This window comes from Bradyrhizobium sp. ISRA430 (assembly GCF_029909975.1).
GTDB lineage: Bacteria > Pseudomonadota > Alphaproteobacteria > Rhizobiales > Xanthobacteraceae > Bradyrhizobium.
The window spans coordinates 1,046,793-1,073,785 of record NZ_CP094516.1; the positions used below are offsets into that span (position 1 = coordinate 1,046,793).

At 62.4% G+C, this 26,993-nt stretch carries 32 protein-coding genes; 17 read left to right on the plus strand and 15 right to left on the minus strand.

What is annotated here, in order from left to right; genetic code table 11:
- Positions 1–139: 139 nt before the first annotated feature.
- Together MTX21_RS05400 and MTX21_RS05405 are read right to left on the minus strand one after the other, a co-directional pair.
- Positions 140–1,576: a caspase family protein gene (locus MTX21_RS05400; RefSeq protein WP_280963788.1), complete on the minus strand. Its 1,437-nt coding sequence runs from the start codon at positions 1,574–1,576 to the stop codon at positions 140–142.
- A gap of 205 nt (positions 1,577–1,781) precedes the next feature.
- Positions 1,782–2,657, minus strand: a complete 876-nt coding sequence (locus MTX21_RS05405; protein WP_280963789.1) for a DMT family transporter — start codon at positions 2,655–2,657, stop codon at positions 1,782–1,784.
- A 153-nt stretch (positions 2,658–2,810) separates the two neighbouring features.
- Between MTX21_RS05405 and MTX21_RS05410 the strand changes: the two genes are divergently transcribed.
- A complete protein-coding gene (locus tag MTX21_RS05410) occupies positions 2,811–3,209 on the plus strand; it encodes a RidA family protein (protein ID WP_280963790.1) in 399 nt (132 codons plus the stop codon).
- A 53-nt stretch (positions 3,210–3,262) separates the two neighbouring features.
- On the opposite strand, the gene MTX21_RS05415 is transcribed toward MTX21_RS05410, so the two are convergent.
- The 3 genes from MTX21_RS05415 to MTX21_RS05425 form a co-directional block, all read right to left on the minus strand.
- Positions 3,263–3,814, minus strand: a complete 552-nt coding sequence (locus tag MTX21_RS05415; RefSeq protein ID WP_280963791.1) for a hypothetical protein — start codon at positions 3,812–3,814, stop codon at positions 3,263–3,265.
- Entirely contained in the window at positions 3,759–4,109 is a 351-nt protein-coding gene (locus tag MTX21_RS05420) for a hypothetical protein (protein WP_280963792.1), read from the minus strand. The genes MTX21_RS05415 and MTX21_RS05420 overlap by 56 nt, the downstream gene beginning before the upstream one ends.
- A 173-nt stretch (positions 4,110–4,282) precedes the next feature.
- Positions 4,283–4,870 (minus strand): formyltransferase family protein, encoded by a 588-nt coding sequence (locus MTX21_RS05425; protein ID WP_280963793.1) that lies wholly within the window; start codon positions 4,868–4,870, stop codon positions 4,283–4,285.
- Positions 4,871–5,032: 162 nt separating this feature from the next.
- Here MTX21_RS05425 and MTX21_RS05430 point away from each other — a divergent pair, with 162 nt between their 5' ends.
- From MTX21_RS05430 to MTX21_RS05440, 3 genes are all read left to right on the plus strand, one after another.
- A complete protein-coding gene (locus tag MTX21_RS05430) occupies positions 5,033–5,212 on the plus strand; it encodes a hypothetical protein (RefSeq protein ID WP_280963794.1) in 180 nt (59 codons plus the stop codon).
- A gap of 64 nt (positions 5,213–5,276) precedes the next feature.
- Positions 5,277–5,435: a hypothetical protein gene (locus MTX21_RS05435; RefSeq protein ID WP_280963795.1), complete on the plus strand. Its 159-nt coding sequence runs from the start codon at positions 5,277–5,279 to the stop codon at positions 5,433–5,435.
- Positions 5,436–5,557: 122 nt separating this feature from the next.
- Positions 5,558–5,773, plus strand: a complete 216-nt coding sequence (locus tag MTX21_RS05440) for a hypothetical protein (RefSeq protein ID WP_280963796.1) — start codon at positions 5,558–5,560, stop codon at positions 5,771–5,773.
- 6 nt (positions 5,774–5,779) lie between these two features.
- Here the strand turns inward: MTX21_RS05440 and MTX21_RS05445 are convergent, their stop codons facing one another.
- Positions 5,780–6,082 (minus strand): hypothetical protein, encoded by a 303-nt coding sequence (locus tag MTX21_RS05445; protein ID WP_280963797.1) that lies wholly within the window; start codon positions 6,080–6,082, stop codon positions 5,780–5,782.
- Positions 6,083–6,291: 209 nt separating this feature from the next.
- Between MTX21_RS05445 and MTX21_RS05450 the strand changes: the two genes are divergently transcribed.
- Complete coding sequence (locus MTX21_RS05450; protein WP_280963798.1) at positions 6,292–6,516, plus strand: hypothetical protein; 225 nt, start codon at positions 6,292–6,294, stop codon at positions 6,514–6,516.
- Between the two features lie 8 nt (positions 6,517–6,524).
- Here the strand turns inward: MTX21_RS05450 and MTX21_RS05455 are convergent, their stop codons facing one another.
- Entirely contained in the window at positions 6,525–8,567 is a 2,043-nt protein-coding gene (locus MTX21_RS05455; protein WP_280963799.1) for an acetoacetate--CoA ligase, read from the minus strand.
- Between the two features lie 242 nt (positions 8,568–8,809).
- Between MTX21_RS05455 and MTX21_RS05460 the strand changes: the two genes are divergently transcribed.
- From MTX21_RS05460 to MTX21_RS05470, 3 genes are all read left to right on the plus strand, one after another.
- Complete coding sequence (locus MTX21_RS05460) at positions 8,810–9,436, plus strand: metallophosphoesterase family protein (protein ID WP_280971362.1); 627 nt, start codon at positions 8,810–8,812, stop codon at positions 9,434–9,436.
- Between the two features lie 129 nt (positions 9,437–9,565).
- Complete coding sequence (locus MTX21_RS05465; protein WP_280970976.1) at positions 9,566–9,871, plus strand: hypothetical protein; 306 nt, start codon at positions 9,566–9,568, stop codon at positions 9,869–9,871.
- A gap of 213 nt (positions 9,872–10,084) precedes the next feature.
- A complete protein-coding gene (locus MTX21_RS05470) occupies positions 10,085–10,219 on the plus strand; it encodes a hypothetical protein (RefSeq protein WP_280963801.1) in 135 nt (44 codons plus the stop codon).
- An 868-nt stretch (positions 10,220–11,087) separates the two neighbouring features.
- On the opposite strand, the gene MTX21_RS05480 is transcribed toward MTX21_RS05470, so the two are convergent.
- Together MTX21_RS05480 and MTX21_RS05485 are read right to left on the minus strand one after the other, a co-directional pair.
- Positions 11,088–11,759, minus strand: coding sequence for a hypothetical protein (locus MTX21_RS05480; RefSeq protein WP_280963803.1), 672 nt, complete (start codon positions 11,757–11,759; stop codon positions 11,088–11,090).
- 256 nt (positions 11,760–12,015) lie between these two features.
- Entirely contained in the window at positions 12,016–12,243 is a 228-nt protein-coding gene (locus MTX21_RS05485; protein WP_280963804.1) for a hypothetical protein, read from the minus strand.
- Positions 12,244–12,762: 519 nt separating this feature from the next.
- Here MTX21_RS05485 and MTX21_RS05490 point away from each other — a divergent pair.
- Positions 12,763–13,869, plus strand: coding sequence for an AI-2E family transporter (locus MTX21_RS05490; protein ID WP_280963805.1), 1,107 nt, complete (start codon positions 12,763–12,765; stop codon positions 13,867–13,869).
- Between the two features lie 102 nt (positions 13,870–13,971).
- The gene (locus MTX21_RS05495) at positions 13,972–14,364 is read left to right on the plus strand and encodes an NUDIX hydrolase (RefSeq protein WP_280963806.1); all 393 of its coding nucleotides are present in this window, start codon (positions 13,972–13,974) and stop codon (positions 14,362–14,364) included.
- 6 nt (positions 14,365–14,370) lie between these two features.
- On the opposite strand, the gene MTX21_RS05500 is transcribed toward MTX21_RS05495, so the two are convergent.
- The 6 genes from MTX21_RS05500 to MTX21_RS05525 all read right to left on the minus strand — a co-directional run bounded on the left by MTX21_RS05500 (position 14,371) and on the right by MTX21_RS05525 (position 18,742).
- Entirely contained in the window at positions 14,371–14,610 is a 240-nt protein-coding gene (locus tag MTX21_RS05500; protein WP_280963807.1) for a hypothetical protein, read from the minus strand.
- Positions 14,611–14,853: 243 nt separating this feature from the next.
- Positions 14,854–15,636, minus strand: coding sequence for a YdcF family protein (locus MTX21_RS05505; protein ID WP_280963808.1), 783 nt, complete (start codon positions 15,634–15,636; stop codon positions 14,854–14,856).
- A gap of 239 nt (positions 15,637–15,875) precedes the next feature.
- Positions 15,876–16,202, minus strand: a complete 327-nt coding sequence (locus tag MTX21_RS05510) for a hypothetical protein (protein WP_280963809.1) — start codon at positions 16,200–16,202, stop codon at positions 15,876–15,878.
- Between the two features lie 211 nt (positions 16,203–16,413).
- Positions 16,414–17,154: a Crp/Fnr family transcriptional regulator gene (locus tag MTX21_RS05515; RefSeq protein ID WP_280971363.1), complete on the minus strand. Its 741-nt coding sequence runs from the start codon at positions 17,152–17,154 to the stop codon at positions 16,414–16,416.
- Between the two features lie 218 nt (positions 17,155–17,372).
- Entirely contained in the window at positions 17,373–18,467 is a 1,095-nt protein-coding gene (locus MTX21_RS05520) for a DUF305 domain-containing protein (RefSeq protein ID WP_280963811.1), read from the minus strand.
- Between the two features lie 77 nt (positions 18,468–18,544).
- Positions 18,545–18,742 (minus strand): CsbD family protein, encoded by a 198-nt coding sequence (locus MTX21_RS05525; RefSeq protein ID WP_280963812.1) that lies wholly within the window; start codon positions 18,740–18,742, stop codon positions 18,545–18,547.
- 360 nt (positions 18,743–19,102) lie between these two features.
- Here MTX21_RS05525 and MTX21_RS05530 point away from each other — a divergent pair, with 360 nt between their 5' ends.
- From MTX21_RS05530 to MTX21_RS05560, 7 genes are all read left to right on the plus strand, one after another.
- Positions 19,103–19,885 carry an SDR family NAD(P)-dependent oxidoreductase gene (locus tag MTX21_RS05530; protein WP_280963813.1) on the plus strand — a complete coding sequence of 261 codons (783 nt, stop codon included), beginning with the start codon at positions 19,103–19,105 and terminating at the stop codon, positions 19,883–19,885.
- A 2,365-nt stretch (positions 19,886–22,250) separates the two neighbouring features.
- Positions 22,251–23,486 (plus strand): site-specific integrase, encoded by a 1,236-nt coding sequence (locus tag MTX21_RS05535; RefSeq protein ID WP_280963814.1) that lies wholly within the window; start codon positions 22,251–22,253, stop codon positions 23,484–23,486.
- Positions 23,483–23,869: a hypothetical protein gene (locus MTX21_RS05540; RefSeq protein WP_280963815.1), complete on the plus strand. Its 387-nt coding sequence runs from the start codon at positions 23,483–23,485 to the stop codon at positions 23,867–23,869. Before MTX21_RS05535 ends, MTX21_RS05540 begins: the two co-directional genes overlap by 4 nt.
- 69 nt (positions 23,870–23,938) lie before the next feature.
- A complete protein-coding gene (locus MTX21_RS05545; protein WP_280963816.1) occupies positions 23,939–24,202 on the plus strand; it encodes a DNA-binding protein in 264 nt (87 codons plus the stop codon).
- A 190-nt stretch (positions 24,203–24,392) separates the two neighbouring features.
- On the plus strand, positions 24,393–24,866 hold the full coding sequence (locus tag MTX21_RS05550) for a RusA family crossover junction endodeoxyribonuclease (RefSeq protein WP_280963817.1): 474 nt from the start codon (positions 24,393–24,395) through the stop codon (positions 24,864–24,866).
- On the plus strand, positions 24,863–25,060 hold the full coding sequence (locus MTX21_RS05555) for a hypothetical protein (protein WP_280963818.1): 198 nt from the start codon (positions 24,863–24,865) through the stop codon (positions 25,058–25,060). The genes MTX21_RS05550 and MTX21_RS05555 overlap by 4 nt, the downstream gene beginning before the upstream one ends.
- Positions 25,057–26,916 (plus strand): AAA family ATPase, encoded by a 1,860-nt coding sequence (locus MTX21_RS05560; protein WP_280963819.1) that lies wholly within the window; start codon positions 25,057–25,059, stop codon positions 26,914–26,916. The genes MTX21_RS05555 and MTX21_RS05560 overlap by 4 nt, the downstream gene beginning before the upstream one ends.
- Positions 26,917–26,993 lie beyond the last annotated feature (77 nt).

The following is a 26,993-nucleotide window of genomic DNA, read 5'->3' on the forward strand; positions in this document are numbered from 1 at the left end:
CTCGAAGGATGAAGGCCAACGCCGCGAGAGCTGGGCCTTCATGGTTCGAAACGGCGCTTGCGCGCCTCCTCACCATGAGGGACGAAAGAAAAAAGCCCGGCGTGAGCCGGGCTTTTTCATTTTGAAACTGGCTCGTGCCTCAGCGGCGGAACATGCCGCCCATCATGCCGCCGACGACGCCGCCCACGAATGCCGCGCCGGCATCGCTGGGGCCGCTGCTGCGCTGGGGCGCAGGCGCGCTGCTGGGCGCGGGGGCGCTGCTGGCGCGTCGGGCCGGCTTGGCGCTGTCAGCGCTCGCGGTCGGCGGGGCAGCCACGATCTCGGCGAGCAGGGCCTTGTGCTGCAGCTTGTTGAGATAGCCGGACGACGGATAACCGCGCGCGGCCTGCCAGCGCTTGATCACCGAACGAGTCTCCTCGCTGAATGCACCGGTGACTTTGGTATCGAAGCCGAGACCGGTCAGGCGACGCTGCACATCGCGGCGCTGCCCCTTGTCGAGCCCGATCTGGTCCTCGGTGAGCTGGGTGGCTTCATCAGTGAAGGTCGCCGGATCGACACCCGCGTTGAGGTTGCGGGTCGTGGTCGACGGTCCGCTCTTGATCGCCGCCAGTCGCGCCAGCGCCAGCGCCTTGAACTGGCCGTTCGGATAGGCGGAGAGATAGGCGTTGAGCTCTTCCGGCTTGTTGCTCTCCTTGACCGAGCGCCAGTACTCGAGCTCGAGATTGGCCGCATCGGCGTTGGGGCCGCTCACGGCTGCCGGCACGCTGCCAGCCGCAGTCGGCGCCGCGTTGGCAACCTGGGCCGTCGGGGCCTGATTGAGGTAGACCGCGCCGATCAGGTTGGTGTGGCCCCATGGAAGCTGGCCCTTGTGGGTCTCTTCGTTGACCTGGGCGCGCACCGAAGTCATCGCCTGCTGGATCTCGACGCCGGGCTTGGTGATGTTGTCGATCAGCGCCCGGGTGAACGGGCTGTTGTTACCCTCCTGGCCGTCGAGCGCGGTCTGGCCCGGGCCGGTGGCGAATGCGATCAGCGTGCCTTCACCCGACTTCATCTCGGCGAGGCCGCTCTGCACGTTGACGCTGCGGGTCGCCGAGTTCGACTTGATCTTGGCGGCAAAGGGATTGTCACGGCAGGCGTCGAGGAAGACCAGCTTGACCTTGGCATCACCCATGGTCTGGTCGAGCGTCAGGTCGATGTTGATGGCTGCGCCGAGCTTGACGTCCATTTCCGATTTGATGTCGGCGTCGACGGGCAGAAGGTAGTTGGTGCCGCCGACGGCGATGCCGTGACCGGCGTAGTAGAACACGGCGATGTCGGAGCCCTGCGCCTTGCGGCCGAAGTCCAGGAGCTTTTCCGTCATCTGGTCGCGGCTGAGATTGGCCCCTTCGATCACGTCGAAGCCGACATTGCGCAGCGTGGCCGCCATCGCCTTGGCGTCGATCGGCGGATTCGGCAATTGCGCAACGTTCTTGTAGGCGCCGTTGCCCACGACGAAAGCGACACGGCGGTCGGCCTTCGCGGCGCTGACCGACAACGCCATGCACATCAGCGAGACGAGGAGGGTGAGAAAGCGCATCTGAAATCCCCAACAGAATCGAATTGCAGGCAGCAACAAATCGGCAGCGAAACTACACGAAGTGCCGGACTTCGTGCCACCAAAACGGCGGTTCGCCTGGTCCAAACCCGTTACTGTGTGGCCGAATGTGCACGATGGAATGCCCTTGAGCGTGATCCAAATCACGCTCGACCACTTTGTTTGGTCGTCCGAGCGGGCTTGTGGTTCATTGCGCGCGGGCGGGAACGGGCACAGTCGGCTTCAAATTCAGGAGGTTACCAAACAGGATCAGCGCAGCGCCAAGCACCGTCCAGGCGTCGAGCCGCTCAGAATATAGGAGCCAGCCGGCGGTCGCGGTCAGCGGCACGCGCAGGAAGTCCATCGGCACGACGATGGTCGCGTCCGTATATCGCATCGCGCTGGCGAGGCAGTAATGCGAAAACGTGCCGCAGATGGCGATGACGATCATCCAGGCCCAGGCATAGGGTGTCGGCCAGGTCCAGACGAACAGGGTCGGAACGAAGCCTGCGACAGATTGTACCACCAGCATCCAGAACAGGATCGACAGGGCGGTTTCCGTGCGGGTCAGCGATTTGACCAGCGCCATCGATATCCCGAAACCCATGGCGGCGCCGAGTGCAATGAGCTGGCCCGGATTGATCTCGCCGGTTGCGGGCCGGACGATGACGACGACGCCGACAAGGCCGAGCACGATCGCGGCGGTCTTCCAGGGTGTGATGCGCTCCGACAAGAAGCTCGCCGCGAGGATCGCGGTCCAGATCGGCATGGTGAATTCGATCGCCACGACCTGACCGATCGGTATCAGCGTCAGCGCGAAGAACCAGCCGAGTTGGGCGACGTAGTGCACCAGATTGCGCCCGATGTGCTGCGGCAGTCGCGTTGTCCGCAGCACCTTGAAGCCGCCGGCGCGGTAAATGATCGGGGAGAGCAGCACGAAGCCGAGCAGCGAGCGCACCTCCATGATCTGGAAGACGTTCAGCTCGCGCGTCGTCTCGCGCCCGGCAACCGCCATGATCAGCATCAGGGACAGCCAACCGGCCATCCACAGCGCAGCCATCATTTTGGACGGTGTCGTGCTCATCGGCGCAAGGTGTAGGAGGAGAGAATCCGAGGGAGATCTCCGGTATCGGTGACATCAACGCAGTTTGCAACGGCCAAATCTGCGGATGCAGCGATGCATGGCGGCGTGCTAAGGCTGTACCGAACAACAAGAAAAATCGGGAGGTCTTCGCTCATGCGTATCTTGCAGCCGGCCGGATGGTCGAAACCGCGCGGCTTTTCCCACGGCGTGGTGGTGGAAGGACCGGGCCGATGGGTGGTGCTGGCCGGGCAGACCGGCGGCGATGAGACCGGGAATTACGCGCCGGACCTTGCGGCCCAGGTCGCGACCGCACTCAAGCGGATCGTCAAGCTTCTGGCGGAAGCCGGCGCCGGCCCAGAGCACATCGTCCGCCTGACCTGGTATCTGACCAGCCGCAGCGACTATGAGGCCGCCGGCCCTGGTATCGGCGCGGCCTGGAAGGAGACGCTCGGGCGCAATTTCCCGCCTTCGACCCTGCTTTACATCGGAGGGCTGGTGGATGAGCGGGCCAAGGTCGAAATCGAGGTAACGGCGTTCATTCCGACCGCCTGAACGCAAACGATCCGGCGCGGCCGCCGGATCGTTTGTCGCGTCGTGATAGCGGCTTAGCGCGACATCGTGATGTTGGCGCCGCGGAACTGGCTGTCCGCGCGCATCGTGACGATCTGCTTGTTGCCGCTGGTTCTCAGCGCGATGTTGGCGTTGAAGCCGGCGCCGGCGGTCGAGGCAACCACCTCGAAGTTGCCGCCGCCGCCGCGGCCCTGCAGGGAGCCGCTGATATTGCGGCTGGCCTCGCTCCAAGCGCCTGTGATGGCGCTGCCTTCGGCACGCACACTGGCGGCGAGGTTGAACTTGTAGGCATCGCTGGCGCAGGTCAGCGACATCTCCATGGTCGGGCCGACGGGCGCATATTTGGCCCGGCAGCGGATGCGCTCGGTAGATCCGTCATCGAGGATGACGGTGCCGGTGCCGCTCCACGTGCCCGCCATCGGCGCGAACGGACCGGCTTGGGCGTGGCTCTCGGAATTGGCGATTGATCCCACAAACAAAACGGCGGCCGCCATCAGCAGCCGCCGGTATCGGGCACGAGCCTCAGTTGGTTTATTGGCGCGATGCTTCCCAGCGCCCGCTGCACGGTATGCCTGCTGATGCTCCATTCCACTTCCCCGATCCGGCGTTGCCGTTGAGTTGACCGTTGGCATATGCACCATTGATCGAAACCCGCACAAGACCCTCACGGCCGATGGTGCCGGAAACGTTAGCGCCGGGCGCGGTGATCCTGCCATCGGCAACGGTCAGCATGGAGCTCGCGGTGGGCTCGCAGGAGCCGGTCTTCGTCACAATCGTGACCTGCCAGTTGCCGTCATAGGGGTTCTGGGCGAAGGCGGGAGCGGTGAGGGTACCGGTGAAAACTGAAGCGGCACAGATCACCGCAATGCGAGCAAAACGCATGAATTCCGTCCTTGAATATGTCTAAGATGTTGACGCTTTATTCGGGCGAAATGTGACAGAAGTTTGTTGCAATGCCAAAGTGAAAATTGTTCCTGTGGAAACAATAGTTTATTTGCAATTCCGGCTTCGATTTTTGAAGTGGAATCAACGCGGCTGGCCGTTAAGGGTAAACGTCAGGCGAGACTCGGCGCCGAGGTCGCGAACTGCTCGTCCTGAGGCTTGGCCGGCAGCGCCTTGTGCACCGTGGCGTAGTCGATCACGTCGGCCAGCAGCTTGAGGCCGAGGGGGGCCAGCGCGCGCTCCCACAACTCGCGCGCGGTCTCGCCCTTCTTGACGAAGCACCAGTCCTGGGCGGCGATCGCGCCGGCATCCATGCGCTCGGCGAGGTGGTAGATGGTGCCGCCGGCGATCGGGTCGCCTTCCTTGATGGTCCATTCGACCGCGGCCTTGCCGCGATGGCGGGGCAGCAGCGACGGGTGGTAGCCGATCCCGCCGAGCTTGGCCGCAGCGAGCGCGTCCCGGCCGACCCGGGCGTGGCTGTGCGCCGTGATGATCAGGTCGGTGTCGGGCGCAATCTCGGAGGCCACCACCAGCTTTGGATTGGCCTGAACCACCACATCGATGCCGGCGGCTTTGGCCGCCGCGGCCAGGCGATCCTCGCCGTCGGCCACCACGACCCGCACCACAGGCACGCCGTGCTCCCGGAGCATGTTCAGGGTGGTCACGCCGAAATGGCGGGAGCCGACGAGGGTAATGCGCATGGGCTTCTGTTCCGTCTCGCAACTGCGTCATCCCCCGATAACACGTTGGGACACCACCCGCGGGGCATTTGCGCCGGTTATCAACAATGCGCACAAATAGGGTCGTATCGAACCGGCGGCCGCCTCATTGCGTCCAACACCCGTCCAAGTTGGGGGAATGCCGTGTCGAGATGGCCGAAACTGATGCTGATGAGCGGGATCACATCGGCGCTGCTGATCTATGAGATCACGAGCGCGACGGAGGCGCCGAGCCAGGCGCTCGCCATCCTGCAATACGCGCTGCTGGCATGTGGGCTGATCGGGCTGCTCGGCTCGATCGTGATGTATGTGCAGGAGCGATGAACGTCACATTGCGCCTTGCGCGATCGTTGCCGCGTCGCCGGCAGACTACGGAAGGCCCGTTCCTGTGTTCGATTCCGGACAGAACGAGCCGCCGCCTGCCGCTACACTCGGCGGACCGGGGCTGGCGACATTTCATCCCGCATCCATTTTCGAACCCGGTAAAGCCGCTGGCATGATCGCCAGCGGCTTTTTCATGCCGCGCGGTGAAATCATCGAACGGTAACACGATCTCAACCAGCTTCGCGTATCGACGAATCTGTCGCGGATTTGTATTGCGTACCGCGACACTGAAAATGTCCCGCCGGCGCCAATGCCGTGCGGGATTTTCTGCCGGGACCGATTTGGATGCCGAGCGCGATTGAGCAGATCGTCGACACCTATGTCCGCCTGAAGAACCGCCGCGGCCTGGATGAGCTGATGATGCACAGGCAACGGCTCGCGGTCGATCTCAAGAGCAGGTCCGGCTACGATTTCAGCCTGCCGATCGGCCAGATCGATGCGGAGATCGCAATCATCGAGGCCGGCATCGGGCGGCTGAAGGCGGCTAGCGCCGCAGCCTGAGACGCATCAGTCCCGCTTGCCGCCGTCGATGACGGTGAACAGCGGCCGCGCCGGCGTCGGCTCGACCAGCAATTCCTCCACCAGCGCCGTAGCCGCATCGACATATTTGCGCGTCGGCCGGTCAAGCGGGCGCGTGGCCTCGTCGTTGAGCGCGACCTTGGCGGCCTCGACGAGCTTGCGCATCCGGATCGCATGGTCGTCGCCGGCTGTCAGCGTCGCGCGCGCCAGCGAGCGCAGCACGAACAGCTCGCCTTCGAGGCGGAGCAGGCGATCGTTCAGTTTGGTCAGGACGGCGTTGAGGTCCGGCATCACAGAGCATTGGGGTCGCGGAGGATCCGTCCTGATCTAGCGGCGATGGGTGAACGGACTCCAAATGCCATCAGCGCAATTCGGCAGATCTTCGTGAAGCGGTGGCATCTGCGATGCCGCCGATGTGACCGGTCGTGACCTCGCGGCGCGTGGGCGGAGCAGGGTTCCCGCACCACATCACGGACGGGTGGATTTCTGGAGCACATTCAATGCGGTCCGTCCTGGCCTTGGCTCTCTTGATCTCGGCATGCAGCGCGGCCGCTGCAGCGCCGGCGCATCGCGCCCACCCGCGGCCACATGCCGTGCCACATGAGGTGGTTCGGCCCGCCGAGAATTCAGCCGTTCCGCCCGGCTGGTACAAGTTTCCCGGCTATCCGCCGATCCCGCCGTCGGAGAACAGGAATCTCGATCCCTCCAACTACGGCGGCGGCTGATTGCCGCTTCAAGCTGCGGTTCGAGCGAGGTAATCGCGCGCGAACGCGAGGTACCAGTCGAGGCAGGCGGGATTGGCCATCGCCTCCTTGTTGATGACCTTCTCGACGGGATGGCCGAGCAGCAGCTTCTTGATCGGCAGCTCCTGCTTCTTGCCCGAGAGGGTGCGCGGAATCTCGGCGACCGCGAAGATCTCGTTCGGCAAGAATCTGCGCGACAGGCCGGCCTCGATCGCCTTGTTGATCTTCGCCTGGATCGCGCCGTCGAGCGCGATGCCCTCGCGCAGCACCACGAACAGCGGCATGTAGCTGTCGCGGCCGAGATATTCGAGGTCAACCACGAGGGAATCGAGCACCTCCGGCAGCGCCTCGATTGCGGAATAGAGTTCGCTCGTGCCCATGCGCAGGCCGTGGCGGTTGATGGTCGCATCGCTGCGGCCGTAGATCACGCAGGAGCCGTCGGGATTGATCTTGAGCCAGTCGCCGTGCCGCCACACCGGTCCCCGGCCACTACCGTCGAAATTGTCCGGATAGGTCTCGAAATAGCTCGAGCGGTAGCGCACGTCGCCCTTGTCGTTCCAGAAATAGAGCGGCATCGACGGCATCGGCTCGGTACAGACGAGCTCGCCGACCTCGTCGACCACGGCGCGGCCCTGTTCGCTGAAAGCTTCCACGGCGGCGCCGAGCAGGCGGCACTGCATCGCGCCCGGCGTCTGCGGCAGCTCGCGGTTGCCGCCGATGAAGGCGCCGGCGAAATCGGTGCCGCCGGAGATGTTCGCCCACCAGATGTCGGCTTGCGCCTTGCTGCCGTTGCGCTTCGACAGCGCCGCGAAGCGCGCGTTGAACCAGGCTTGCGTGTCGGCGCTGAGCGGCGAGCCGGTCGAGCCGAGGCAGCGCAGATGTGAGAGGTCGCCCGCAGCGGCGAGGTCGATCTCGGCCTTGGCGCAGCTTGCGAAGAATGCCGCGCCCGCGCCGAAGAAGGTCGACTTCGAGTCGGCGACGAAGCGCCACAACGTGGTCCAGTCCGGCTTGTCTTTGGGGCCGGCGGGACTGCCGTCGAAGATGCAGCAGGTGGTGCCGCTGAGCAGCCCGCCGACCTGACTGTTCCACATGATCCAGCCGGTCGAGCTGTACCAGTGATAGCGCTCGCCGAACGAGTTCTCGTGGTAGGAGCAGCCGATGTCGTTGTGCAGGCCGAGCAGCGCCAGCACCACGATGACGATGCCGCCATGGCCGTGCACGATCGGCTTTGGTAGGCCGGTGGTGCCACTGGAGTAGACGATCCAGAGCGGATGGTCGAACGGCAGCCAGACCGGTTCGAACGCGTCGATCGCCGCACCGGTCCTGGCGAGAATGGCCGAGAGGGGAGCGTCGGGGGCCGCTGCTTCCGCGCCGTGCAGGATGACATGTTCGACCGTCGGCAGCGATCGGCGGAGCTCGCCAATGACATCGCTACGGTCGTGCCGCCGGCCTGCATAGGTGACGGCGTCGCAGGCGATCAGCACCTTCGGCTCGATCTGCTTGAAGCGGTCGATGACGACAGGGGCGGCCATGTCGGGCGCGCAGACGCTCCAGACCGCGCCGATGCTGGCGGTGGCCAAAAACGCGATGATGGTCTCGGGGATGTTGGGCAGATAGGCCGCGACGCGGTCGCCAGGCTTGACGCCCATGTCGCGCAGATGCAGCGCGAGCGCGGCGGCCTTGCGCCTCAGCTCCGGCCAGCTCGTCTCGGTGAGGCGTCCGTCCTCGCCGCTGCTGACGATCGCGGGTAAGCCGGCGGCGTCCGCCGCCACGACGTGCCGGAACACCTGGCGCGCGTAGTTGACCTGCGCGCCGGGAAACCAGACCGCGCCGGGCATCTTGCGCTCGGTGATCACGGCCGAAAACGGAGTCGGCGACTGCAGATCGTAATAGTCCCAGATGCTGCGCCAGAAGCCTTCGAGATCGCGCACGGACCATTGCCGCATCTCCTCATAGCCGGCGAAGGAGAGGCCGCGCTGTTCAGTGAGCCAGCGGCGGTAGAGGGCGATCTGGGGGACGAAAGCTGCGGTCATTGTGTCCAAAACTCGATTGCGGGCAGGGGAGTGTAACTGGTGTCGCAGCGTTGCAGAAGCCGCAGTTCTCACAGACGACGCTGACCGGCGGCATGGGTCCCTGGCGTTCCGCCAGGACGACGTTGGGGAGGGTCGTACAGCACTGCGTCAACAGATGCGTCATTGCGAGCGCAGTGAAGCAATCCAGGAACCTTTCCGCGGAGACAGCCTGGATTGCTTCGCTGCGCTCGCAATGACGGAGTGTGGGCCGGTGGTGTTACTCTTTCAACTCGCATCTCGAACGCCAGGCACGAGGCTTTCCGTCGGTGCGCGGCGATCAGGATCGAATTCTCGTTGAACTTTGGCAGGCGGGCAGCTCGACCCGAAGCGATTTCCGACAGCTTGAGCGCAAGCACTTCGAGTGGATGGCCAGCATGCCACCTACGCTCATGTATAGAGAGCAGGTGTTCCTATGCCATGCATCACCACGGGACGATGCTGAATTTTGGCTCGACTACATAACCAGTGATGGCGGCGTGCGCGCGAGTCCGATCGAGACTATCGAGTCTGCGGCCGAGGGAATAGACGCGCAAGTCATCTTGTGCGGGCACACACACATTCCGCGAGTCGTTCGTCTGAGGAATGGGCGAATGGTGGTAAATCCTGGCAGCGTTGGATTGCCCGGTTACGATGGGCGAGTGCCTGTCCCATACGTGGTCGAGGTCGGCACGTCCCACGCGTGCTATGCAATTTTGGACCACACACGCGCGGGGTGGTCTGCCACACTCCGGTACGTACCATACGACAACGCGCCCATGGCCGAACTCGCGCGCAGCAAGGGGATGCACACTTGGGCGAGCGCGATCGCTACTGGTTGGGCCGAACGGTAGGTCGGCTCCTTGCCCTTCGCGGCAGATCGCGTCGCACGAGCTTGGTCGCTCGCGGACGTTGCCGCGCGCCAGAGCGGGATTATAATCTTGCGACATTGGAAGCCGATACAACCTGGAAGGAGGTTGACCGTGAACAGCTCCAATCGCTCCGTTCTGATGCTGGTTGTTCTAGCTGCAGCTCTCGTGCCGGTCAGCAAACGATATGTGGGACCTGCTTATGCCGACGCGACAGCAGACTTGCTCGCGACCCAGATACGCAGCCAGGGTCTTGTTTGCGACAAGCCTCAGAAAGCGACCCGCGATGCGAAGTTGTCAAAGCGGGACTACGACGTGTGGGTCGTCAAGTGCGAGAACGCCACCTACAGATACGGCCGATATCCGGACCTTCCCGCAAACATCGAAAAGCTGAGCGACGAGAATGCCGACAAGAAGTAGCCGGCTTGCAACGAACCTCGCACGGTAGCCGGGCACTCATTCCGAGAGCCGAGTAAATCATCGCCCTGAGTGAGGGTCGGTTAACAGAATAGTTACGACTTCTTGCCAGCCTGTGGCCATTGCAGATCGTCGCAGCAGCGACTTCTAGAAATATCTAGTCTATCTCAAATCGTACCTGCTCGGTTGGCAGTCTCTTCACTGGGGACGTCTGCTATGTGCAAGGGAATTTTGATTACGCTTCTCGCGTTGTTCTGTCTGGCGATGTGCGATCTGTACTGGTCAGACGGCCGTTATACCGATGCTGCCATCGTGATGGCGAAACAGATCAAGCGCTCCTACGGTGTCTGATTGAGCGGCTTTCCATCTTGAGACGCCGGGCTAGGAGCCAGCAGCCGCAAGCCTCCTACTTGCAACCGCGGCAGATCGTAAGCTTGCGTTTCAACGCCTCATCTTCTTGATCGATCGATTCCTGCGCAGTGATGTTATCTGTCTGCGCATTGGGCTTGGAGGCCTTTGCTGCGCGTGACCTCGTGGGGCGCGCCGCCTCGGCTGACGTCTCACTGTCGTCGACGGTGCCGACGCTGAAGCCATCGTAGTCGACGGCCGGACCCGGCGACGGCGGAGGCCCGCTGATCACCGGTGGTGACGAAACCCTGTCGGATGCCGCCGGCGGGAGGGCCCCGCTCGTCGCCGATGACGGCCCGCCATCGGGCTTTGCCGCGGGCTTGGAATTCTTGGCGGTCGCTCGTGGCGGCGACGCTTTGGGCGCGGCCATAGGCGGCCAGGGGTTGTTGGTCGCGCCCGAAGGCGCCGCACCCCGTTCAGTCGGCGGCGGAGCAAGCGAAAGCGGCGGAGGGACCGACGTCTGGCCTCTCGCACTGCCCTGCAGCAGGGCGCCAGCAGACAGGAAGCCAAGGGCAAGGAGCGTCGCGCGTTTCATCCGCATCCTTCAAACGGTTTTGGTTGAGCAATCGATCGCATGACTCGCCGAGCCACGCTGCGTTGAAAATATCCAGCAATCACATGGCGATCAAAGGTGACGGAAATGGGGAGCGAGGGGGCGTGAGGCTTCCCCTCTCCATCGTAGTTGCCGGGTCGCACGTTTTGGTGGTCAGGAGAGCAGGCACAAATGAATTGGGCCATCGCCCGAAGTCCGCTCTGGGCCGAAGGCAAGGGTGGCGAAATTGCGCTGTCGCAAATGAGAATGAGGATCAACTTATTCCCTTTGAAAGAGATGCTCCGGTTCGAGGGTAGGGCCGACGATTGAACCCTGTCGCCAAGCTCGATACGCGAGCACCGCTGGATGCCCGGGTAGCCGCCACCACGGCAACATCTTTTCGATGCCCGTTGAGGCGGCTTCGCTTGTTGTTTCCAGTCGTGCCTGCCGAAACGCGAATCCTGGGCCTAGAGTTGCTGCTGCATCGGCAGGATCGACGCGCAACGCCGAGGTTGGATCACTGACGTCCTTGAAGGTGGCAAGCGCCGGAACATCGTCAGGCGGCAAGACACCTCGTCCCTTCAGTTTGAAATCTTCGGTCCAGTCGGCTTTCTGGCCTGGCGCCAATGCGTCGCGCGTGAGCCGAAAAAGACGGTATTGATCTGCCCCGAACGGACCAAAACCCAGCAAAGCAACGACGTTCTTTCCGTGGCCGAGATCTACGAATACCGCGCGACCTTTAAAGTCGCTACGAATTCCTCCTGCCTCTATAGGCCCCCAGTTGCCACTCTCCCACCGATGGGTCTCGATAACACTGGAGCCAGATTTGATCCCTTCAGGGGTCTGGATTTCGATCGTGAGCCGGAAGCGCTGCGTGTATGCCGGCTGCACCCACAAATACGCGCCGAACGCGAATACTAAAAGGATGGCGACTAAGCCGATCCGCCTCATGCCGGCGCCTCTAGTTATCTACCGCTCTCCTTTTGGTTGTATCTGACGTGCGCGTCAATGAATTTGCTCGCCAAGAATCGACGTCCCATCAATTGCTGAAATTTCCGGTTTGGGGCAGTGGTCGACTTAGACTAAGGCCGGCGCGATGTCTGCGTTGGGGCCATTAGCGTCTTCGTTCGCAGCGGAACGCGCCACGAGCGGCTAGCACCTAGCAGATCGAGGCGTGCAACTAACGGCGGCGCGCCTTAGCGTCTGCCTACCACTGCACGCCGGCCCAGCGCCGGCCGAACACCGGTGGCTTCGTTTTCACCGCTGCCCAGCCGAAGAAGTGATGATTGCCGGACCAGGTGTGAATCACGCTGCTGCAGATGCTGCATTTGAAGCTGCCGGAGTGCGGCTCGGTGTGTTCTTCCCTGGTCGCGGTGTAGTTCATGCTGCAACCCGCGCAGGTGAATTCTTCGATCGTCCAGATGCTGTTGGCCATTGCACAGGAGTGTTTTTGGGGACCTGGCGCCAAGCGTAGGCGCGGGCGCTTGCATCGGCGTAAACCGGCCCAAGGAAATCCGGTTAATGGGTGTTAGCCAAACCGGTTCCGGATTTGAGGACCGCGATATCGCCTATTGCCCGATCCGGTCGCCCCGCATGTCCCGATCGATCCGCATCGTCACGCGCCTGATGGCGAGCAGCGACAGCCGGCCTTGAACCCGTCCGGTTCTGACTCTCGAGCCGATCGCATAGGCGTAGCGCCAATAACCCGGTGCGCCATTTCGCTTCAACGAATAGTGGACACCGCGGTGAACGCCGCTGTGCTCATCAAGTTCTTGCAGTCGGCGGGCCATGGTCTCGGAATGCGCAATCTGCGCGCCGCGTTCCTATTTTGCGCCGCTTCTGCCGTGCCACGGGGGGCGGGGCGGCCCCGGGTCGTCTTGACGCCCGGTTGGATGCTGGCAATAACCCAAGGCCGCACAAGCGGTGGAGACGCGTTGATGCCGCAAGGAAGGCCGTGCCCGTGAAAAGTCTTCGTCAGCTCCTGACCGGAGAAGACATCATCCAGCTCGTGATCCGGCTCGGCCTGCTGGCGTTGCTGATCATCTGGACGTTCCTGATCATCCGGCCGTTCGTGCCGATCCTGACCTGGAGCGCCGTGCTCGCGGTCGCGTTCTATCCGGCGTTCAGCTCGCTGGCCAAGCTGCTCGGCGGCCGTCCGAAGACGGCGGCGGCGATCCTCACCTTGATCACGCTCGGCATCGTCATCGGCCCCGCGACCTGGCTCGGCCTTAGCGCGGTCGAGGGGGTGAGGGAGCTCGCGCGCCAGCTCGGCACCGGCGACCTCGCGCTGCAGTCGGCGCCGGAGCAGATCAAGTCCTGGCCGATCATCGGCCCGACACTCTACGAGCTCTGGGACCAGGCCTACAACAACATCCGCGCGGTGCTGCGCGAGGTGGCGCCTTATCTCCAGCCGCTGGCAGGGCCGCTCCTGTCGCTAGCCGGCGACGCCAGCCTCGGGACGCTCCAGTTCCTTGTCTCGGTGTTCGTGGCCGGCTTTCTGTTTCCGCACGGCCCGCGACTGGTCGAAGCCGGACGCGGCTTCCTGTTTCGCATCGTGCCAGAGCAGAGCGAGCATTTTCTGGAGCTTGCGGGTGCGACCATCCGCGCGGTGGCGCAAGGCGTGATCGGCGTTGCAATCGTGCAGGCGCTGCTCGCCGGCATCGGCTTCAAGCTTGCGAGCGTGCCGAGCGCCGGCCTTCTCGCCTTTCTCGTGCTCCTGCTCTCGATCGTGCAGATCGGCGCATTCCTCGTGCTGCTGCCCGTCATCATCTGGATCTGGACCGCAAAGGACGTCACCACGGCGCTCCTGCTCACCGTGTTCCTCGTCCTGGTCGGCTTCATCGACACCATGTTGAAGCCGCTCGTGATGGGGCGCGGCCTCAACACGCCCACGATCGTGATCTTCGTCGGCGTGATCGGCGGCACGCTCGCCCACGGCATCGTCGGCCTCTTCATTGGGCCGATTGTCCTGTCGGTCGCCTGGGAGCTCGCGGCCGCGTGGATCAGGACCGATCGGGCGCAGGCGGGAGCGGCGAGCGAAGGATCAGCCCGCTCTTTGTGAGCGGTCGATCGATCTGAGCGACTGACACGCGGGGGCTCGAACTTGTCTATTCAAATAGACAAGTTACCATTGGCGCGATTCTGGTATTGATTTACGGCAGCAATGGCGAAGTCTTCCAAGCTGGTTGCCGCGAAGCGCGGCAAGGTTCTTTTGGTCAGACGACGATCGGACGGTTTGTGGATGTTCCCCGGCGGCCGCAGGCGCGCGCGCGAATCCTCGAAGGACTGCCTGCGGCGGGAGATCAAGGAGGAGTTGCCAAAGCTCAAGCTCGGCAGGATCAGCCTCTGGAAGGAAGTGAAGGCCAGAAACAAGCGCACCGGCCGCAGGATGAGCGATGCGATCTTCATCGCCAAGAACGCCAAGGGACGGCTCGCGATCGGCGACAAGAAGGAGATCGATCGCGCCGCCTGGCAGAAGCCGCGCGGCATCCGCCTGACGCCGACCTCGCGCTACATCCGCGACCGCTTGTTTCCGAGGAAGCGGCGGCGGAGTTAGGCCGCGCTACGGCTTGGCAGCGAGCGCGTCGAGGCAATGGTTGAGATAGGCGGTGCGGTCCCTCGGCAGCACCTTTTCCAGATCGGCCTTCAGGGCACACTCGCGTTGCCGTAGCTGCTCGGCTCGGCGCTTTTCGGCGGCCTCACGATATTCAGGGGCAACCTTGTTGGGATCGACCAGCGTCTGGGACCGCGCAGGGGCCGCAGCACACAGTGCGATGGCCGCAATGCAAATGACCTGTTTCAAATGAGCCTCCATGAAAGAGGCCATGCTACCTCGCGGCATCCGAACGTTCAAACCGACGATCGGTACGAGCGAGGCGTGTGAACCAGTTCACAAACATTTACCGCGTTTGCTGCTATGAAGACGTCATTGCTTGACCAGTTCATTTGAACGAAACGCCCCAGCGGTGCTCCAAGCGCTGGGGCTTTTCGTATTTTGCGAGCCAGGACGCGGTCGTACCGAATCCGCTGATGTCCGCGTGCCGAGCTAGGGCCCGGGCAGGAATGCATTCGTTCTTCCGAGTGCGCGATAGGCTGCAAGGCCAATCCATTCGCGGCTGGCAATATGGACGAGAAGGACGGAAGAGGCGAAGTTGCCGAAGTCGAGCCATGTGGTGTGCCCACCGGTCAACCAGCCGGTAGGAACGGGCTCGACCGGAAAGTCTGCCGCGCGGAATAGGCCGACGGCGCGCGGCATGTGGTAGGCCGACGTGACGAGCAGCCAACGGTCACCGGGTTTTGGCGAGGCCGCAGCCCTTGAAAGGATTGCATTCTCGGCTGTGTTGCGCGAGTCGCCTTCAATTTGAACGCGATCCTTCGAAATGCCCAGTTCACCCAGGATCTGCAGAGCGTAATCGGCCTTTCGCAGATTCCCGGGGAGGAGGTTGGGATTGCCGCTTGAATAGATGATGCGTGCATTCGGATAGCGCCGCGCAAGCATTGCACCGGTGATCAGCCGGTCTACTCCGATGTCGGACACCGGTCGTCCATGCGCCGCCGAGATATCGGGCTTGGTGCTTCCACCGAGGATGACGATGCCGGTCGGAGCGTCCGCCCCCGGGAGCCATGGTGGAAAGCGATCTTCGAGAGGCCTTAGCAAAAGGCTTCCCACCGGAGTGAACCCACACACCGCCAGGGCGACGGTGCAGCCTATCGCAAGTTTCCGGCCAGCGGCGGCGTATCGCGTCAACATCAGCAAGCAGCCGATCATGCTGCTTGCTGCAAGAAAATTTGGCAAGATGGCAACTGTGCCCAGGGTCTTGGAAAGCAAGAACACCGCTGTTGCCGCTACTTCAGGTCCTTCGGGATTGCGTTGAACTGGTCACCCAGCGCAGCGTTCGCCTCAAGCACGCACCCGCACGAGATCGCGAGCACGATCACTCCCACCACACCGACCAGTTTCACGGCAGTCCTCCCGCTGCGTCTCAGTCCAACTAACGAGTGGGACGGAATAGGTCAAACGCGCGACAGCCAGTGATCGCCATTGAGGAGAGAGAAGGGGCAAGCGATCTACGACCCGATGAATCCCGCCTGCGCGGCGAGACACCAGACGGCAGACAGTAGGACGATCGCCGTCACCAGCTTCGGCGCGACCCACCCGTCGTCCAGCAGGGTCCCCTGCGCCCGGGCCCTCCATCTCAAGCCGATGATGCCCACGTTGGTGATCAACGCGGCCACGCCGAAGAGCAGTGCGATCGTATTAAGGCCAGCCGCGAAGCAGAAGACCGCAATCGTCCCGAGCACCCAATCCATAACCTGCAACCCCTTTGGCCCACTCAACCAGCGCCGCGCGAACTCGTCGCAATTGGGAACAAGTTCAGCTAGCGCAGGTTCCATGGAGCATTGGTGGATTGCCCCCATCCGAATTCTTTGCCTGTTTGCGGCCTTCCCGTTTTCAGACCGCGTGGCGTAAGTCGTCCCTAGGGACTACTACCGTAAATTGCTGCGCTGCGCACTGGAAAATTGCAGGCGCGCGGTGGTTTGATCGCTGTTTTGCTTTCCATGGTCGAAAATCCGGCAGGCGCCGATATGCGCGCGATGTGATTGTTTACGCGAGAGCAGCTCCCGAGGCCACGAGGCTGGGTTGCGACGGTCGCGCGTCGCCGGTGGCACGAACGCCCAGATAGGTGGGATCGAAGCCGGCGAGCCGAACCAGGCCCGGCCAGTCCATGATCGTCATGAACTTGCCCTGCCATTGCAGGAGGTTGCAGCGGCGCAACTCCTGGACGGTGCGATTGGCATGCACCGGGGAGATGCTGCAAGCCGCGGCAAGGTCGGACTGGGTAAATGGCGAGGATAATCGGAGCTCCCTGGCGAGGCCGACATTTTGCAGGCGCGTCGTGATCTCGCAAAGCAGATGCGCAACGCGGGTCAGGGCGTCCCGGCTGCCGAGGTTCACGGTCCAGTTTCGCTGGATGGCGTGATCGACGAGCATCATCAGCAGCAGTGCGCGCGACATGGCGGGCGAACGCCCGGACAGGTCGCGAAAGAAGCGGTGCGGGACGAAGGCAACCACGGCCGGGCCGAGTGCGACCAGGTCGCTGTCGGCGCGAGCACGGTACAGCGTGTGCAGGTCGGGTATGTCACCGGGAACGTAGATTGACGTGATTTGCCCGTCGCCGCTTTCTGCGTCCTGCCAGGACAGATATCCCTGGAGCAGCAGGCAGCATTGGGTCGGCTCGTCGCCATGGCGCAGGATTGCGTGACGAGAGCCGAAATGAGCGATGGCGCTCGGCATATCCGAGAGAAGGTCGAGGTCCTCGGCACTGAGGTCGGCGAGACCCGCCAAACGATCGGCGAGTTTGGAGAACGCAAAGCCTGCTTGCATCGATTATCCGCTGGTCCCCAGCCATAGGTACTTTGCTCAAGGTCGTGAGAGCAGGCATTAACCTGTGATAGGTCCGCATGAGTGCAGCCTTTGCAGCAAGCGATGCCGTTCGAAGGGAACGGCCAGCGCAGCGACGAGCGCGCATCAGCCCGCTCGCCCGTCCAAGGTCCCTCAGCGGGTCAATTGACGTTGTCGCCGAGCATATTGCGGAAGGCGATGGTGACCGCGGCAACGCCGCTCGCGCCCTGCATCAGCGCGATCTCGCCCTGCTGCTCATGGCGAATGGCATGGGCCATGATCCGCAGTCGCGGGTCGCCGCTTCTGTGCCACATCTGATCAGCCATCTTCACCGCGCCCAGATGATGCAGCGTCATCATCTCGACAAAGATCGCGTCGAACCGCTCGGGCGCGGCGGTTTTGACCTGGCGTAGCTCAGCCGGGGTCAGGAAGCCCGGCATGACGGCGCGCTCTTGCGCGGTGCAGTCCGGCATCTCCGTGTCGAACCAGCTCAGCCACCAGTTCTCGAAAATCCTGTTCTCGCCGGTCTGACTCGCCACCATCAGCATGGCAAGCTTCTGCAGATGCGGATCGTGCGCGCGCTCAGCCGCGATCCGCGCAAGCTCGATGCCCTGTGCGTGATGCGCGGTCATGTGCCGAATGAAGCTCTGGTCCGCGTCCCTGTCGCGGCCCATCCACGGGAGTTCGTAGCAATGCCGGCCGAACAGCGCGATCGTCCCGAGCAGCGCAATCGCGACCAAGCCGCCCGTGATCCAGGCGTCGGTGAAGCGCACATCCTGCTTAGGCGCATCGCTGCCTGCCCAGCGCAGTCGCGCGAACAGGGGATACATCACGGCCGACGAGCTGTGCACGAGCAGGCCGATCCAGTAGGGCTGCTGCAGCGTGAACAGCGGCTGCCGGAACGGAAACAGCGGCACCAGCACAAACCATTCCATCGCCGAAGAGAACACCGCCCAGGGAAGCGCGAGGACCAGGATCGCCTGCGGCCGCAGGTGAGCGGTCCAGCGGCCGAGGACACCGAAGAAGACAAGCGCCCAGGAAAAATCCGCCCATTGGTGGAAAGCGATTCCGGACAGGATCGCGCTCCATGATGGCTCGGCACTGATCGCCCAGTCGCGCGCCGGAATGGCGGCGACCGTCATCCAGTCGACCGCTGCATCACGGCCGATCCGGGCAGCGAAGAGCTGGCTGACGACGGTCGAGAAGGTGCTGCTGATCAGGCCGAGCTCGACCGCAGCAATCCAGCGCGACCGCAAGCGGCGTTTGGAAACCGTCGAAACATGATCGTCAATGCGTCGATCTGCATCGAAAACCGCAGGTTGCGCCCCGTCGTTCACGTGAGCTGCTTGAGCTTCTTCAGCGGATTGAGCGGGCTCGGCTCCTTCTCCCGCTCGTCGCGCTCCTGCTCGTCGCGGCCGCTCTCCGCTTGTGCCTTCCCATCCTCATGGAGATCCTGGTCGCCAAGGATTTCGCCGACAGCCTGCTTCGTCTTGCCGATGATCCGCTGTTGCAGACCTTTGGTCCTGCTCATCGCCTGCCTCCAAGCTCACGCCGAGACCCGGCGCGCGCTAAAGGGAATGACGCCGGGGCTACGGCTTCGTCCAAACGGCTTCCGGCAAGCAGGGGGCGGGAACACCGGAAGCATCGGCTAGACTCCGCGGCAGGCGAATGGTTCCTCGCGCGCCAAATGACATGCCGCAGCGCAAACAGCTCCACCACGCCGAGGCCGAACCAGCCAAGCCCACGGAAAAGCTGATCCCCGGGCCGCTTCAGGCTTGATCCGACGATCTTCGGGCCTTCCTTGGAGCGCACATGCGCTTGCGCGCCGGAGTTGGAACGAGCGGTCGGCGCGGCGATTGGGCGTAGCGAACGCAATCTGGAGGATAGGCCCATGGCCGCCAAGCAGCTCGCTGTCGTCACCGGTGCCTCCACAGGAATCGGCCTGGAACTCGCGAGATGCTGCGCCGAGGCCGGCTTTGATCTCGTCCTCGCGGCGAACGAATCGGCGATCGAGGACGCGGCCATCGATCTGCGCAAACTCGGCGTCAGCGTGGAAGCGGTCGAGACCGATCTTGCCACCACCGAAGGTGTCGACATGCTCTGCGCGGCGGTGGGCGAGCGGCCGATCGAGGCGCTGCTGGCCAATGCCGGCATCGGTCTCGGCAAGGCCTTCCTCGATCAGGAGTTTGCCCGCATCAGGTGCGTGATCGACACCAATATTGCCGGCACGCTCTATTTGATCCATCGCGCCGGCAACCAGATGCTCCGGCGCAATTCGGGACGTATCCTCATCACGGGCTCGATCGCCGGCTTCATGCCGGGGAGCTTCCAGGCCGTCTACAACGCTACCAAGGCGTTCCTCGATTCATTCTCCTTCGCGCTGCGCGAGGAGTTGCGTGACAGCGGAGTGACTGTCACCTGCCTTATGCCTGGCGCCACAGAGACGGAATTCTTCCGCCGCGCCGACATGATGGACACCAAGGTCGGCACCGAGAAGAAGGACGATGCGCATGAGGTCGCGAAGGCCGGATTCGACGCGATGCTGCGCGGGGACTCCAACGTCGTCACGGGGCTGAAGAACAAGATCCAGACGACTATCGCGAGCATCACACCGAACGAGATGCTCGCCAGGCAGCACCGCAAGATGGCCGAGCCCGGCACGGCGAAGCCGTAGCGGCGGCCGAATGCAATCGCAAGGACGCGCGTTCACGCTCGGGGGCGCTCACCTGGCCGGCGTCGGCTTCCACCCGTAGGACGGGTGCGGAATTTGGCCGGTGATGTCGAGGCCTCTCTCGTCGGAGAGGCGCCAGGCCGCCACCCCAAAACATACCGTCAGCATGAGAGCCGTCGCTAGCAACAGCACGGATAAGAACTGGCTCACGTCTCCCCCCGCGATCGGAACACTCGCGAGAGCGAGCATGGAGCGCCGATTCGGAAAATGCAGAGGCACTGACGCAATAGCGGTTTTCCCCAAGCATCACGGTGGATTGGGATGGCTCCGCCGTCCTTGGCTTCAACGAGCACGACGACCATCGGTGCCCGGCGCGGCTTCCCCTACGAGCGCCATGCTCGGGCAACGGGTCAAATGCGGTCCATTGGAGACTGTCGGCCGTCGTTCATCCGAATTTCGGGCCTTCTATGAGTCGGGAACGACAGGCAATGTGGCGCGTTCTCGATGTGCTTCGGTCACCGGGTCCCCCTGTACGGTGCCGGAGTTCGACCCCAAGGCCCCAGCCGCCGCCAACCGCTGGGGCCGACTTTTTTCCGCGATGAATGCAGAGAGGCCGCCCGAAGGCGGCCTCAGTATTGAAAGCGCTGATCTCATTCCGTGCGGAAACAGGCCCACGGCCAACCCTAAAGCTGTGCGCCGCCGCGGGTACAACAATAGATCGGAAATTTAAAAACCAGCCCGGCCATCGAAAGCTACCGAGGCAGCGAGAGAGCCATAACAAATGCGAATCCGAACGGGAAAAAACGGCATGTTCTATGAGGAACATTGCCGCCAATGTGCGGAAGCGAACAGAACGGCGCCGTGAGCTTTGAGTAAGCTTGCGGTCGCTTGGCCTTCCCCAAAGGTCCAAGCGCCTCCAAACGGCCCCGGCCACCACGATCCCCTTAAAAGCCCCCACGGCCGGGGCCGTCTTTGAGCCGCTATCGATAATCCCATAGCGGCAAGCCCATCCCAGTTGAAGCCGGACCGGCTCGCCGCTCCACGCTTTCCACAATCGTGCAGACAAAACCGAGGCTCAAAGTCCGACGGGCTCAGCTCGTCCGGCCCACTGATCAGCAGTCAGCGGCGCGGAAGGGGCGCGAGCTGGCGAACGTATTGGATGTAGAAAATTCCTTGGAATGCATGGGCTTAAAGCCGCCAGAAGCGACGGAACTTTAAGTACTCTGTGTTCTACTTAGAGACGGTCACGGCCGCCCCGTGACCGGGGCGGCCGAGTGCCGTGCGTCCTCAACCTACCCCAGGCTGGTGCTTGGCCGCCTCCAGTAGCAACGCTTGCGATGTAATGCAAAGTAGAGTTGCAACCGCGCTGCAGGCAAATCGGTCGGCAGGTTGCGACCGAATTCGCGGTCGAGTCGCATTGTCGTGGCCGTCAGTGGATGGCGTGTTCTCGACCTCGTCGCAGACTCATCGGCTTTGAGGGAAGGCCCGCCGGGGGCTGGCATTTGGCGGGCCCTCACCCCAAGCTCGAGGCAGCCACACATCCCTGTGATGGCCCCGTAGCAAGTCAACAGTTTGCGCAAACTGCGTACCGCTTGCCTGAACAAACGTTAAGGAAAAATCCGAAGCGTTTGCAAAAATCCTGATTGACATCAGACTTGAGAACTCACGAAACTCAGAAATGTTAAAGGGGGAACAAGCGGTCACGAAATACCTTGTGCGAACCGGGGCTGGCATTTCATTTCGGATTTATTGCAACCCGGTAGGGCCGCTGTTTCAAAGCAGCGGCCCTTTGGCGTCCCGGGCGATGAGGGCGGTTCAACTGTTGTAACGCGAGCCTTGTCGACATGATGGGCTGCACCTGCCGGCTTCAGGCGGCGGCAGGGGTCTCGACGCCCGGCACCCTCAATCCCATCAAATCCAGCGTCGCAGCAACCGAACAAGCGTTCCGCTCTGATGTAGATCGAGCCTGCCGCGTTCGGCCGCATGCATGATCTCGGCGCCGAACTCCTCGCCCGGCACCTTTGAGCTTGAAGAGGAAAGGCGCGTTGACCTTTTCGATGTGGACGACTTCGACGTGGCGATCTTGGCAAGCTCCTCAACTTGCAACAGTCTCGTCGAACTTGCTTTTGCTTGGTGAGCGCGCTGGGGCTCGAACCCAGGACCCCGTGATTAAAAGTTATGGCCGTGCACACAGGCCAAGTTGCTGCAAACATTGCGTTTCCTCCGAAACCCCAAGAAAATCCTATAGATTCAGGCTTTACTGCGCTTGTCAACTGATGGCGAGAAATGACTTGCGTTGACCCTGCCGTGTGTGCATAGAGTGTGCACAGAGACCACGTAATGATTTGGTGTGCACGGAGGGCGGGCGATGCAGGTCAAGATCAGCAAGACGCAAGTTGACCGGATGACAGCGGGGCAGATCCTCGCGGACAAGGAAGTGAAGGGCTTTGTGGCGCGCTGCCTCAACAGCGGTGCCGTGACGTATGGATATCGCTATCGCGACAAGACGACCGGCAAGCAGCGTTGGCTCGGCCTGGGGTTGCACGGGAATATCACTGCCGAGCAGGCTCGCGACTTCGCCAAGAAGGCAGCCGGCGAGGTGGCGGACAAGAAGGACCCGCAAGGGGAGTTGGAAACCTCCCGCGCCGACGCCAAGCGGGAGAAGCTGGCCGCCGTCAACACGGTGAACACGGTGCTGGACGCCTTCGAAAAGGACCACGTTGACGCTCTACGGAGCGGCGATCAGGTCAAGGCGGCCTTCACCAATCATGTTCGGCCGCGCATTGGTGATAAGTCGATTTACGATCTGAAGCGCAGCGACATCACCACCATGCTCAACGAGATCAAGGCCGAGAGCGGTCCCGTGATGGCTGACCGGGTGTTGGCGCACGTCCGCAAGGCCTTCAACTGGCAGATGGTGCAGGACGACGAATTCAAATCACCGATCGTCCGCGGCATGGCGAAAACGAAGCCGAAGGAGCGGGCTCGCAAGCGCATCCTGGCGGATGACGAGATCAGGGACGTTTGGGCGGCCCTCGACAAGATCGAGCAGCCGGCCTGCTATCCCCGGTATGTGAAATCTCTGCTGCTCGCCATGGCCCGGCGCAACGAGTGCTCCGAGATGCACTCGGAAGAGATTAATGGCGATCTCTGGACCATCCCCGGGGCGCGCTACAAGAACAAGCTCGATCATGTCATTCCGATCACGCCCGCCCTGCGAGCGCTCATAGGCGAGAAGCCTGACGGCTACGTGTTCTCGACCACCGGTGGCAAGAAACCCTTCAGCGGCTTCAGCAAGGCCAAGAAAGAGCTAAACCGGATCATAGCCAAGATCCGGAAGGCAGAGGGCAGGGCGCCAATGAAGCAATGGCAGCTACACGACCTGCGGCGCACCGGCCGTAGCCTCATGAGCCGCGCCAAGGTTGACGCTGATCATGCCGAACGGTGCATGGGCCACGTCATCGGCGGTGTGCGTGAGACGTATGACCGTTACGAATATCTGGAGGAGAAGCGGCAGGCATTCGAGGCGCTGGCCTCGATGCTGAACATGATCCTGAACCCGCCGGCAAACAACGTGATCCAGTTTGCGGAAGCTTCCAAATGAAAAAACGGAAGCCCTTCCCTGAGGTGCAAGACCATGAATTGGACATCGCGTTTCAATGGGTGCGCGCTCTGCTCGACGCCCTTGCAGAGAGCCCGCTTAAGACGGATCGCGAAAGGTATGCCGCTTTAGTAACTCTCAAGAAGGCTGGCGGCATATTGACATCCGGCGACACGCTGGCCGGCAACCGGCCCAAGGGTGAACTCATTTCGCCCGTTGATGCCGCAGTGATCGCTGACGAGGAGCGCTACGGATCTCTGCGCAAGGCAGTTGCCGCCCATGTGGCGGCGGGCAAGCTGTCTCGGCACACACAAGAAAACTCACACTATCTTCGTATCCTTGGCTTAAGGAACGGGGCGAAAACTAAGATCAAACGCAAGCGATAGTCCTAATCGTGCGCGGCCAGGTAATAGGCCGTAATTGGATGGCGGTTCTTTCAACACAAGGACTGCCAAATGACCACCACGACCAAGACCCGGCGCCCGCCAGTCGATACTCAGGGTGCCGCGATCTACACCGGCTTCGCCGAAAGTTATCTCACCAAGATCCGCTGCACTGGCGGTGGCCCCATCTTCATTAAGCGCAACGGCACCGTCCGGTATGACCTGGACGACCTTGATGCGTGGCTCGAGGCCGGCAAGCTGGCTTCTACTTCCGGCGAACGCCGCGGCATCCCGCGAAAGCGGAAGGCCAAGGAGAGCGCGGAGGCCGCCGCCTGATGCAGCCTCACATGGAAAACCCGGCGCTGGCGGGCACCGGGCTTCCGAAATCTGATCTGGCTGGCGCTTCGATCTGTTCGGAATCTAACTCACCGCTTCGCAAACTTCAAGCATCTCGCCTCATGCGACGTTGCGCGATCAGCTTCGCGCTGGCGGCTGCCATCGTTCCGTACGTTCACGGAGATGCAGCATGAGTGAGCCCATCACCATCACTCTTCCTGGTGCCCCTCAGGGGAAGGGCCGCGCTCGAGCTTTCCTTCGCGGCGGCAAGATCGGCCACTACACGCCCCAGAAGACACGCTCTTATGAGAGCCTGATCTTCGGCGCCGCCGTCGACGTAATGCGCGATCGGCCACCATTCGATGAGGCGGTGCAGTTCACGCTCCGCGCCATCTATCCGGTCCCGGCCTCATGGTCTGAACGCAAACGCCAGAAGGCACTAGCCGGCGAAATCAGGCCGGCGAAGAAGCCGGATCTCGACAATGTCGCAAAGGCCTGGAACGACGCTCTCAATGGCGTGGTGTACCGGGACGATGCGCAAATTGTCTTGATGTGGATCGAAAAGCGCTATGGCCCGCAGCCGCTTGTCGTCTGCACCATCCAACCGGTGGAGGCCGCAAAGATGTCCGAAGTCCGGACAGCTTCGGCGGAGGGCTCGCGATGAACCCGCTAGCTCTCGCAATCATTGGTCAGCTTCGCGCCATCAGCGAAGCCACCTCCCAGGTTCATTGGCGGGCCGAGGAGCTTCAGGCGATGTCGAGCTTGCTGCACCAGGCAGCCGGCAACGTGGAGCAAGCCATCTCCCGGCGGCAGGTCACGAGGAAGCGTAACTATCCCGACCAGGGAGGCGCTGCATGAACCTTTCGCTTCAGCAACTGGCTGCGGCCCTTGGTGGCGAGATCTCAGGGAAGCAGATATTGGCTCCTGGACCGGGGCACTCTCCGAAAGACCGATCCCTTTCGATCAGGCTGGACGATACCGCGCCCGGCGGTATGGTGGTGCATAGCTTCGCAGGCGATGATGCGCTGACGTGCAAGGACTATGTGCGCAATCGGGCCGGCCTCGCGCGGTGGGAGCCACAAACATCCGGCAACGCCAATAACGCCATTTCGAACATGACGAGCCGTGTTTCGCGCCCGGTTGCGAAGGCCGGTAGTCCGCCAGCAGAATACATCTATCGGCAAGCGGACGGCACGCCATACCTCCGCGTCAAGCGTCCTGGCTTCTACCAAGCGCATTGGGACGGCAATGTGTGGGTTAACGGTGCTCCAAAGGGGCCGAAGATCCCTTATCGGCTGCCCGAACTAACCGCGGCCGAGCACAATGACGTGGTCGTGGTCGAGGGCGAGAAAGACGCCGACAACGTTGCTGCGCTCGGCTTCGTCGCCACGACCAACTCTGGCGGTGCGGAGAAGTTCACTCCCGACCTGGCCGAACACTTCGAGGGCAAAGACGTCTATATCCTTCCTGACAACGACGACCCAGGCGAGGCGCACGCTGAGCAGGTAGTGGCAACGCTGCAGAGCGTCGCCCGCTCAATCCGCGTGGTGCGTTTGCCGGGCCTCCCCGCGAAAGGGGATGTCTCTAACTGGATCGAGGCCGGCGGGACCGCGGACGAACTCGCGGACCTGTTGCGCCGCGCGCCCGTCATTGAAGCAGTGGCTCCTCAGCGCCTCATTAAGTCCAGCGCGGAGTTTCTGGAAGGCTTCACGCCGCCGGACTATCTGATTGATGGGCTTGTGCAGCGCCGCTTCCTCTATTCGATCACGGCCCCAACCGGACACGGCAAAACAGCGGTTGCGCTGCTCATCTCGGCTCATAAAGCGCTGGGCCTGCCAATCGGCAAGCACGATGTCGATCCGGGCCGCGTTCTCTACTTTGCGGGCGAAAACCCCGACGACGTTCGGATGCGGTGGATTGCTCTTTCTGAGAGGATGAACTTCGATCCCAAGACTATCGACGTTCATTTTCTCGAAGGAACGTTCAAGGTTTCCGAGCTGATCGCACGCATCAAGCAGGAAGTGAACGACCTTGGCGGCGTGTCTCTTATCGTTGTCGACACGAGCGCGGCGTATTTCGAGGGCAGCGAGGAGAACGGAAACGTTGAGTCTGGCACACACGCCCGGATGTTCCGGCAATGCCTGAAATTCGCTGGCGAGCCGTGCACACTTGTCCTTTGTCATCCGGTCAAGAATGCGAAGCAAGACAACCTGCTTCCCCGTGGCGGCGGCGCCTTCGTTGCGGAGGTCGATGGCAACCTGACATGCTGGAAGACGGACAGCCTCGTGTCCCTGCATTGGCAGGGCAAGTTTCGTGGTCCCGACTTCGCGCCGATCACCTTCCAACTCGAGACCGTCACATCAGCGCACCTCAGGGACAGTAAGGGCCGACGAATCCCCAGCGTGGTGGCCAAGGTGCTTTCCGATGCCGAGAAGAGCCGGGCTGAGACCACTTCGCGGGACGATGAAGATGTTCTGCTGCTCGCGGTCGCAGACCACCCACGCGCGTCCTATGCCGGCCTGGCTGTCGCGCTCGGGTGGGTATCGGACAAGGGCGAGAACAAAGCCAAGGTGAAACGATGCGCCGACCGGCTGAAGTCCGACAAGCTCGTCAAACCTGATCGTCGCGGCACTCTCTGCCTCACAGAAAAGGGTGAAACGGAGGTGAAACGGCTGCGCGCCAATCAACCTCATCAAGCCGGCGTTTCAAACTGAGTGAAACGACTGAAACGACGTGAAACGACACAGCGAAAAGGCAAGCAGATGAAAGTACTTCTCCAATCCACGAAGGC

Coding starts and splice junctions, on each gene's coding strand:
- MTX21_RS05455 (WP_280963799.1), bottom strand. CDS start 8,567: ATGACCGCAGCTTTCGTCCCCCAGATCGCCCTCTACCGCCGCTGGCTC.
- MTX21_RS05535 (WP_280963814.1), top strand. CDS start 22,251: ATGCAGGTCAAGATCAGCAAGACGCAAGTTGACCGGATGACAGCGGGG.
- MTX21_RS05555 (WP_280963818.1), top strand. CDS start 24,863: ATGAACCCGCTAGCTCTCGCAATCATTGGTCAGCTTCGCGCCATCAGC.
- MTX21_RS05445 (WP_280963797.1), bottom strand. CDS start 6,082: ATGCCGGACCTCAACGCCGTCCTGACCAAACTGAACGATCGCCTGCTC.
- MTX21_RS05400 (WP_280963788.1), bottom strand. CDS start 1,576: ATGCGCTTTCTCACCCTCCTCGTCTCGCTGATGTGCATGGCGTTGTCG.
- MTX21_RS05450 (WP_280963798.1), top strand. CDS start 6,292: ATGCGGTCCGTCCTGGCCTTGGCTCTCTTGATCTCGGCATGCAGCGCG.
- MTX21_RS05550 (WP_280963817.1), top strand. CDS start 24,393: ATGAGTGAGCCCATCACCATCACTCTTCCTGGTGCCCCTCAGGGGAAG.
- MTX21_RS05495 (WP_280963806.1), top strand. CDS start 13,972: ATGGCGAAGTCTTCCAAGCTGGTTGCCGCGAAGCGCGGCAAGGTTCTT.
- MTX21_RS05485 (WP_280963804.1), bottom strand. CDS start 12,243: ATGGCCAACAGCATCTGGACGATCGAAGAATTCACCTGCGCGGGTTGC.
- MTX21_RS05540 (WP_280963815.1), top strand. CDS start 23,483: ATGAAAAAACGGAAGCCCTTCCCTGAGGTGCAAGACCATGAATTGGAC.
- MTX21_RS05415 (WP_280963791.1), bottom strand. CDS start 3,814: ATGGAGCATCAGCAGGCATACCGTGCAGCGGGCGCTGGGAAGCATCGC.
- MTX21_RS05510 (WP_280963809.1), bottom strand. CDS start 16,202: ATGGAACCTGCGCTAGCTGAACTTGTTCCCAATTGCGACGAGTTCGCG.
- MTX21_RS05470 (WP_280963801.1), top strand. CDS start 10,085: ATGTGCAAGGGAATTTTGATTACGCTTCTCGCGTTGTTCTGTCTGGCG.
- MTX21_RS05525 (WP_280963812.1), bottom strand. CDS start 18,742: ATGAGCAGGACCAAAGGTCTGCAACAGCGGATCATCGGCAAGACGAAG.
- MTX21_RS05530 (WP_280963813.1), top strand. CDS start 19,103: ATGGCCGCCAAGCAGCTCGCTGTCGTCACCGGTGCCTCCACAGGAATC.
- MTX21_RS05560 (WP_280963819.1), top strand. CDS start 25,057: ATGAACCTTTCGCTTCAGCAACTGGCTGCGGCCCTTGGTGGCGAGATC.
- MTX21_RS05405 (WP_280963789.1), bottom strand. CDS start 2,657: ATGAGCACGACACCGTCCAAAATGATGGCTGCGCTGTGGATGGCCGGT.
- MTX21_RS05420 (WP_280963792.1), bottom strand. CDS start 4,109: ATGCGTTTTGCTCGCATTGCGGTGATCTGTGCCGCTTCAGTTTTCACC.
- MTX21_RS05440 (WP_280963796.1), top strand. CDS start 5,558: ATGCCGAGCGCGATTGAGCAGATCGTCGACACCTATGTCCGCCTGAAG.
- MTX21_RS05480 (WP_280963803.1), bottom strand. CDS start 11,759: ATGAGGCGGATCGGCTTAGTCGCCATCCTTTTAGTATTCGCGTTCGGC.
- MTX21_RS05545 (WP_280963816.1), top strand. CDS start 23,939: ATGACCACCACGACCAAGACCCGGCGCCCGCCAGTCGATACTCAGGGT.
- MTX21_RS05425 (WP_280963793.1), bottom strand. CDS start 4,870: ATGCGCATTACCCTCGTCGGCTCCCGCCATTTCGGCGTGACCACCCTG.
- MTX21_RS05410 (WP_280963790.1), top strand. CDS start 2,811: ATGCGTATCTTGCAGCCGGCCGGATGGTCGAAACCGCGCGGCTTTTCC.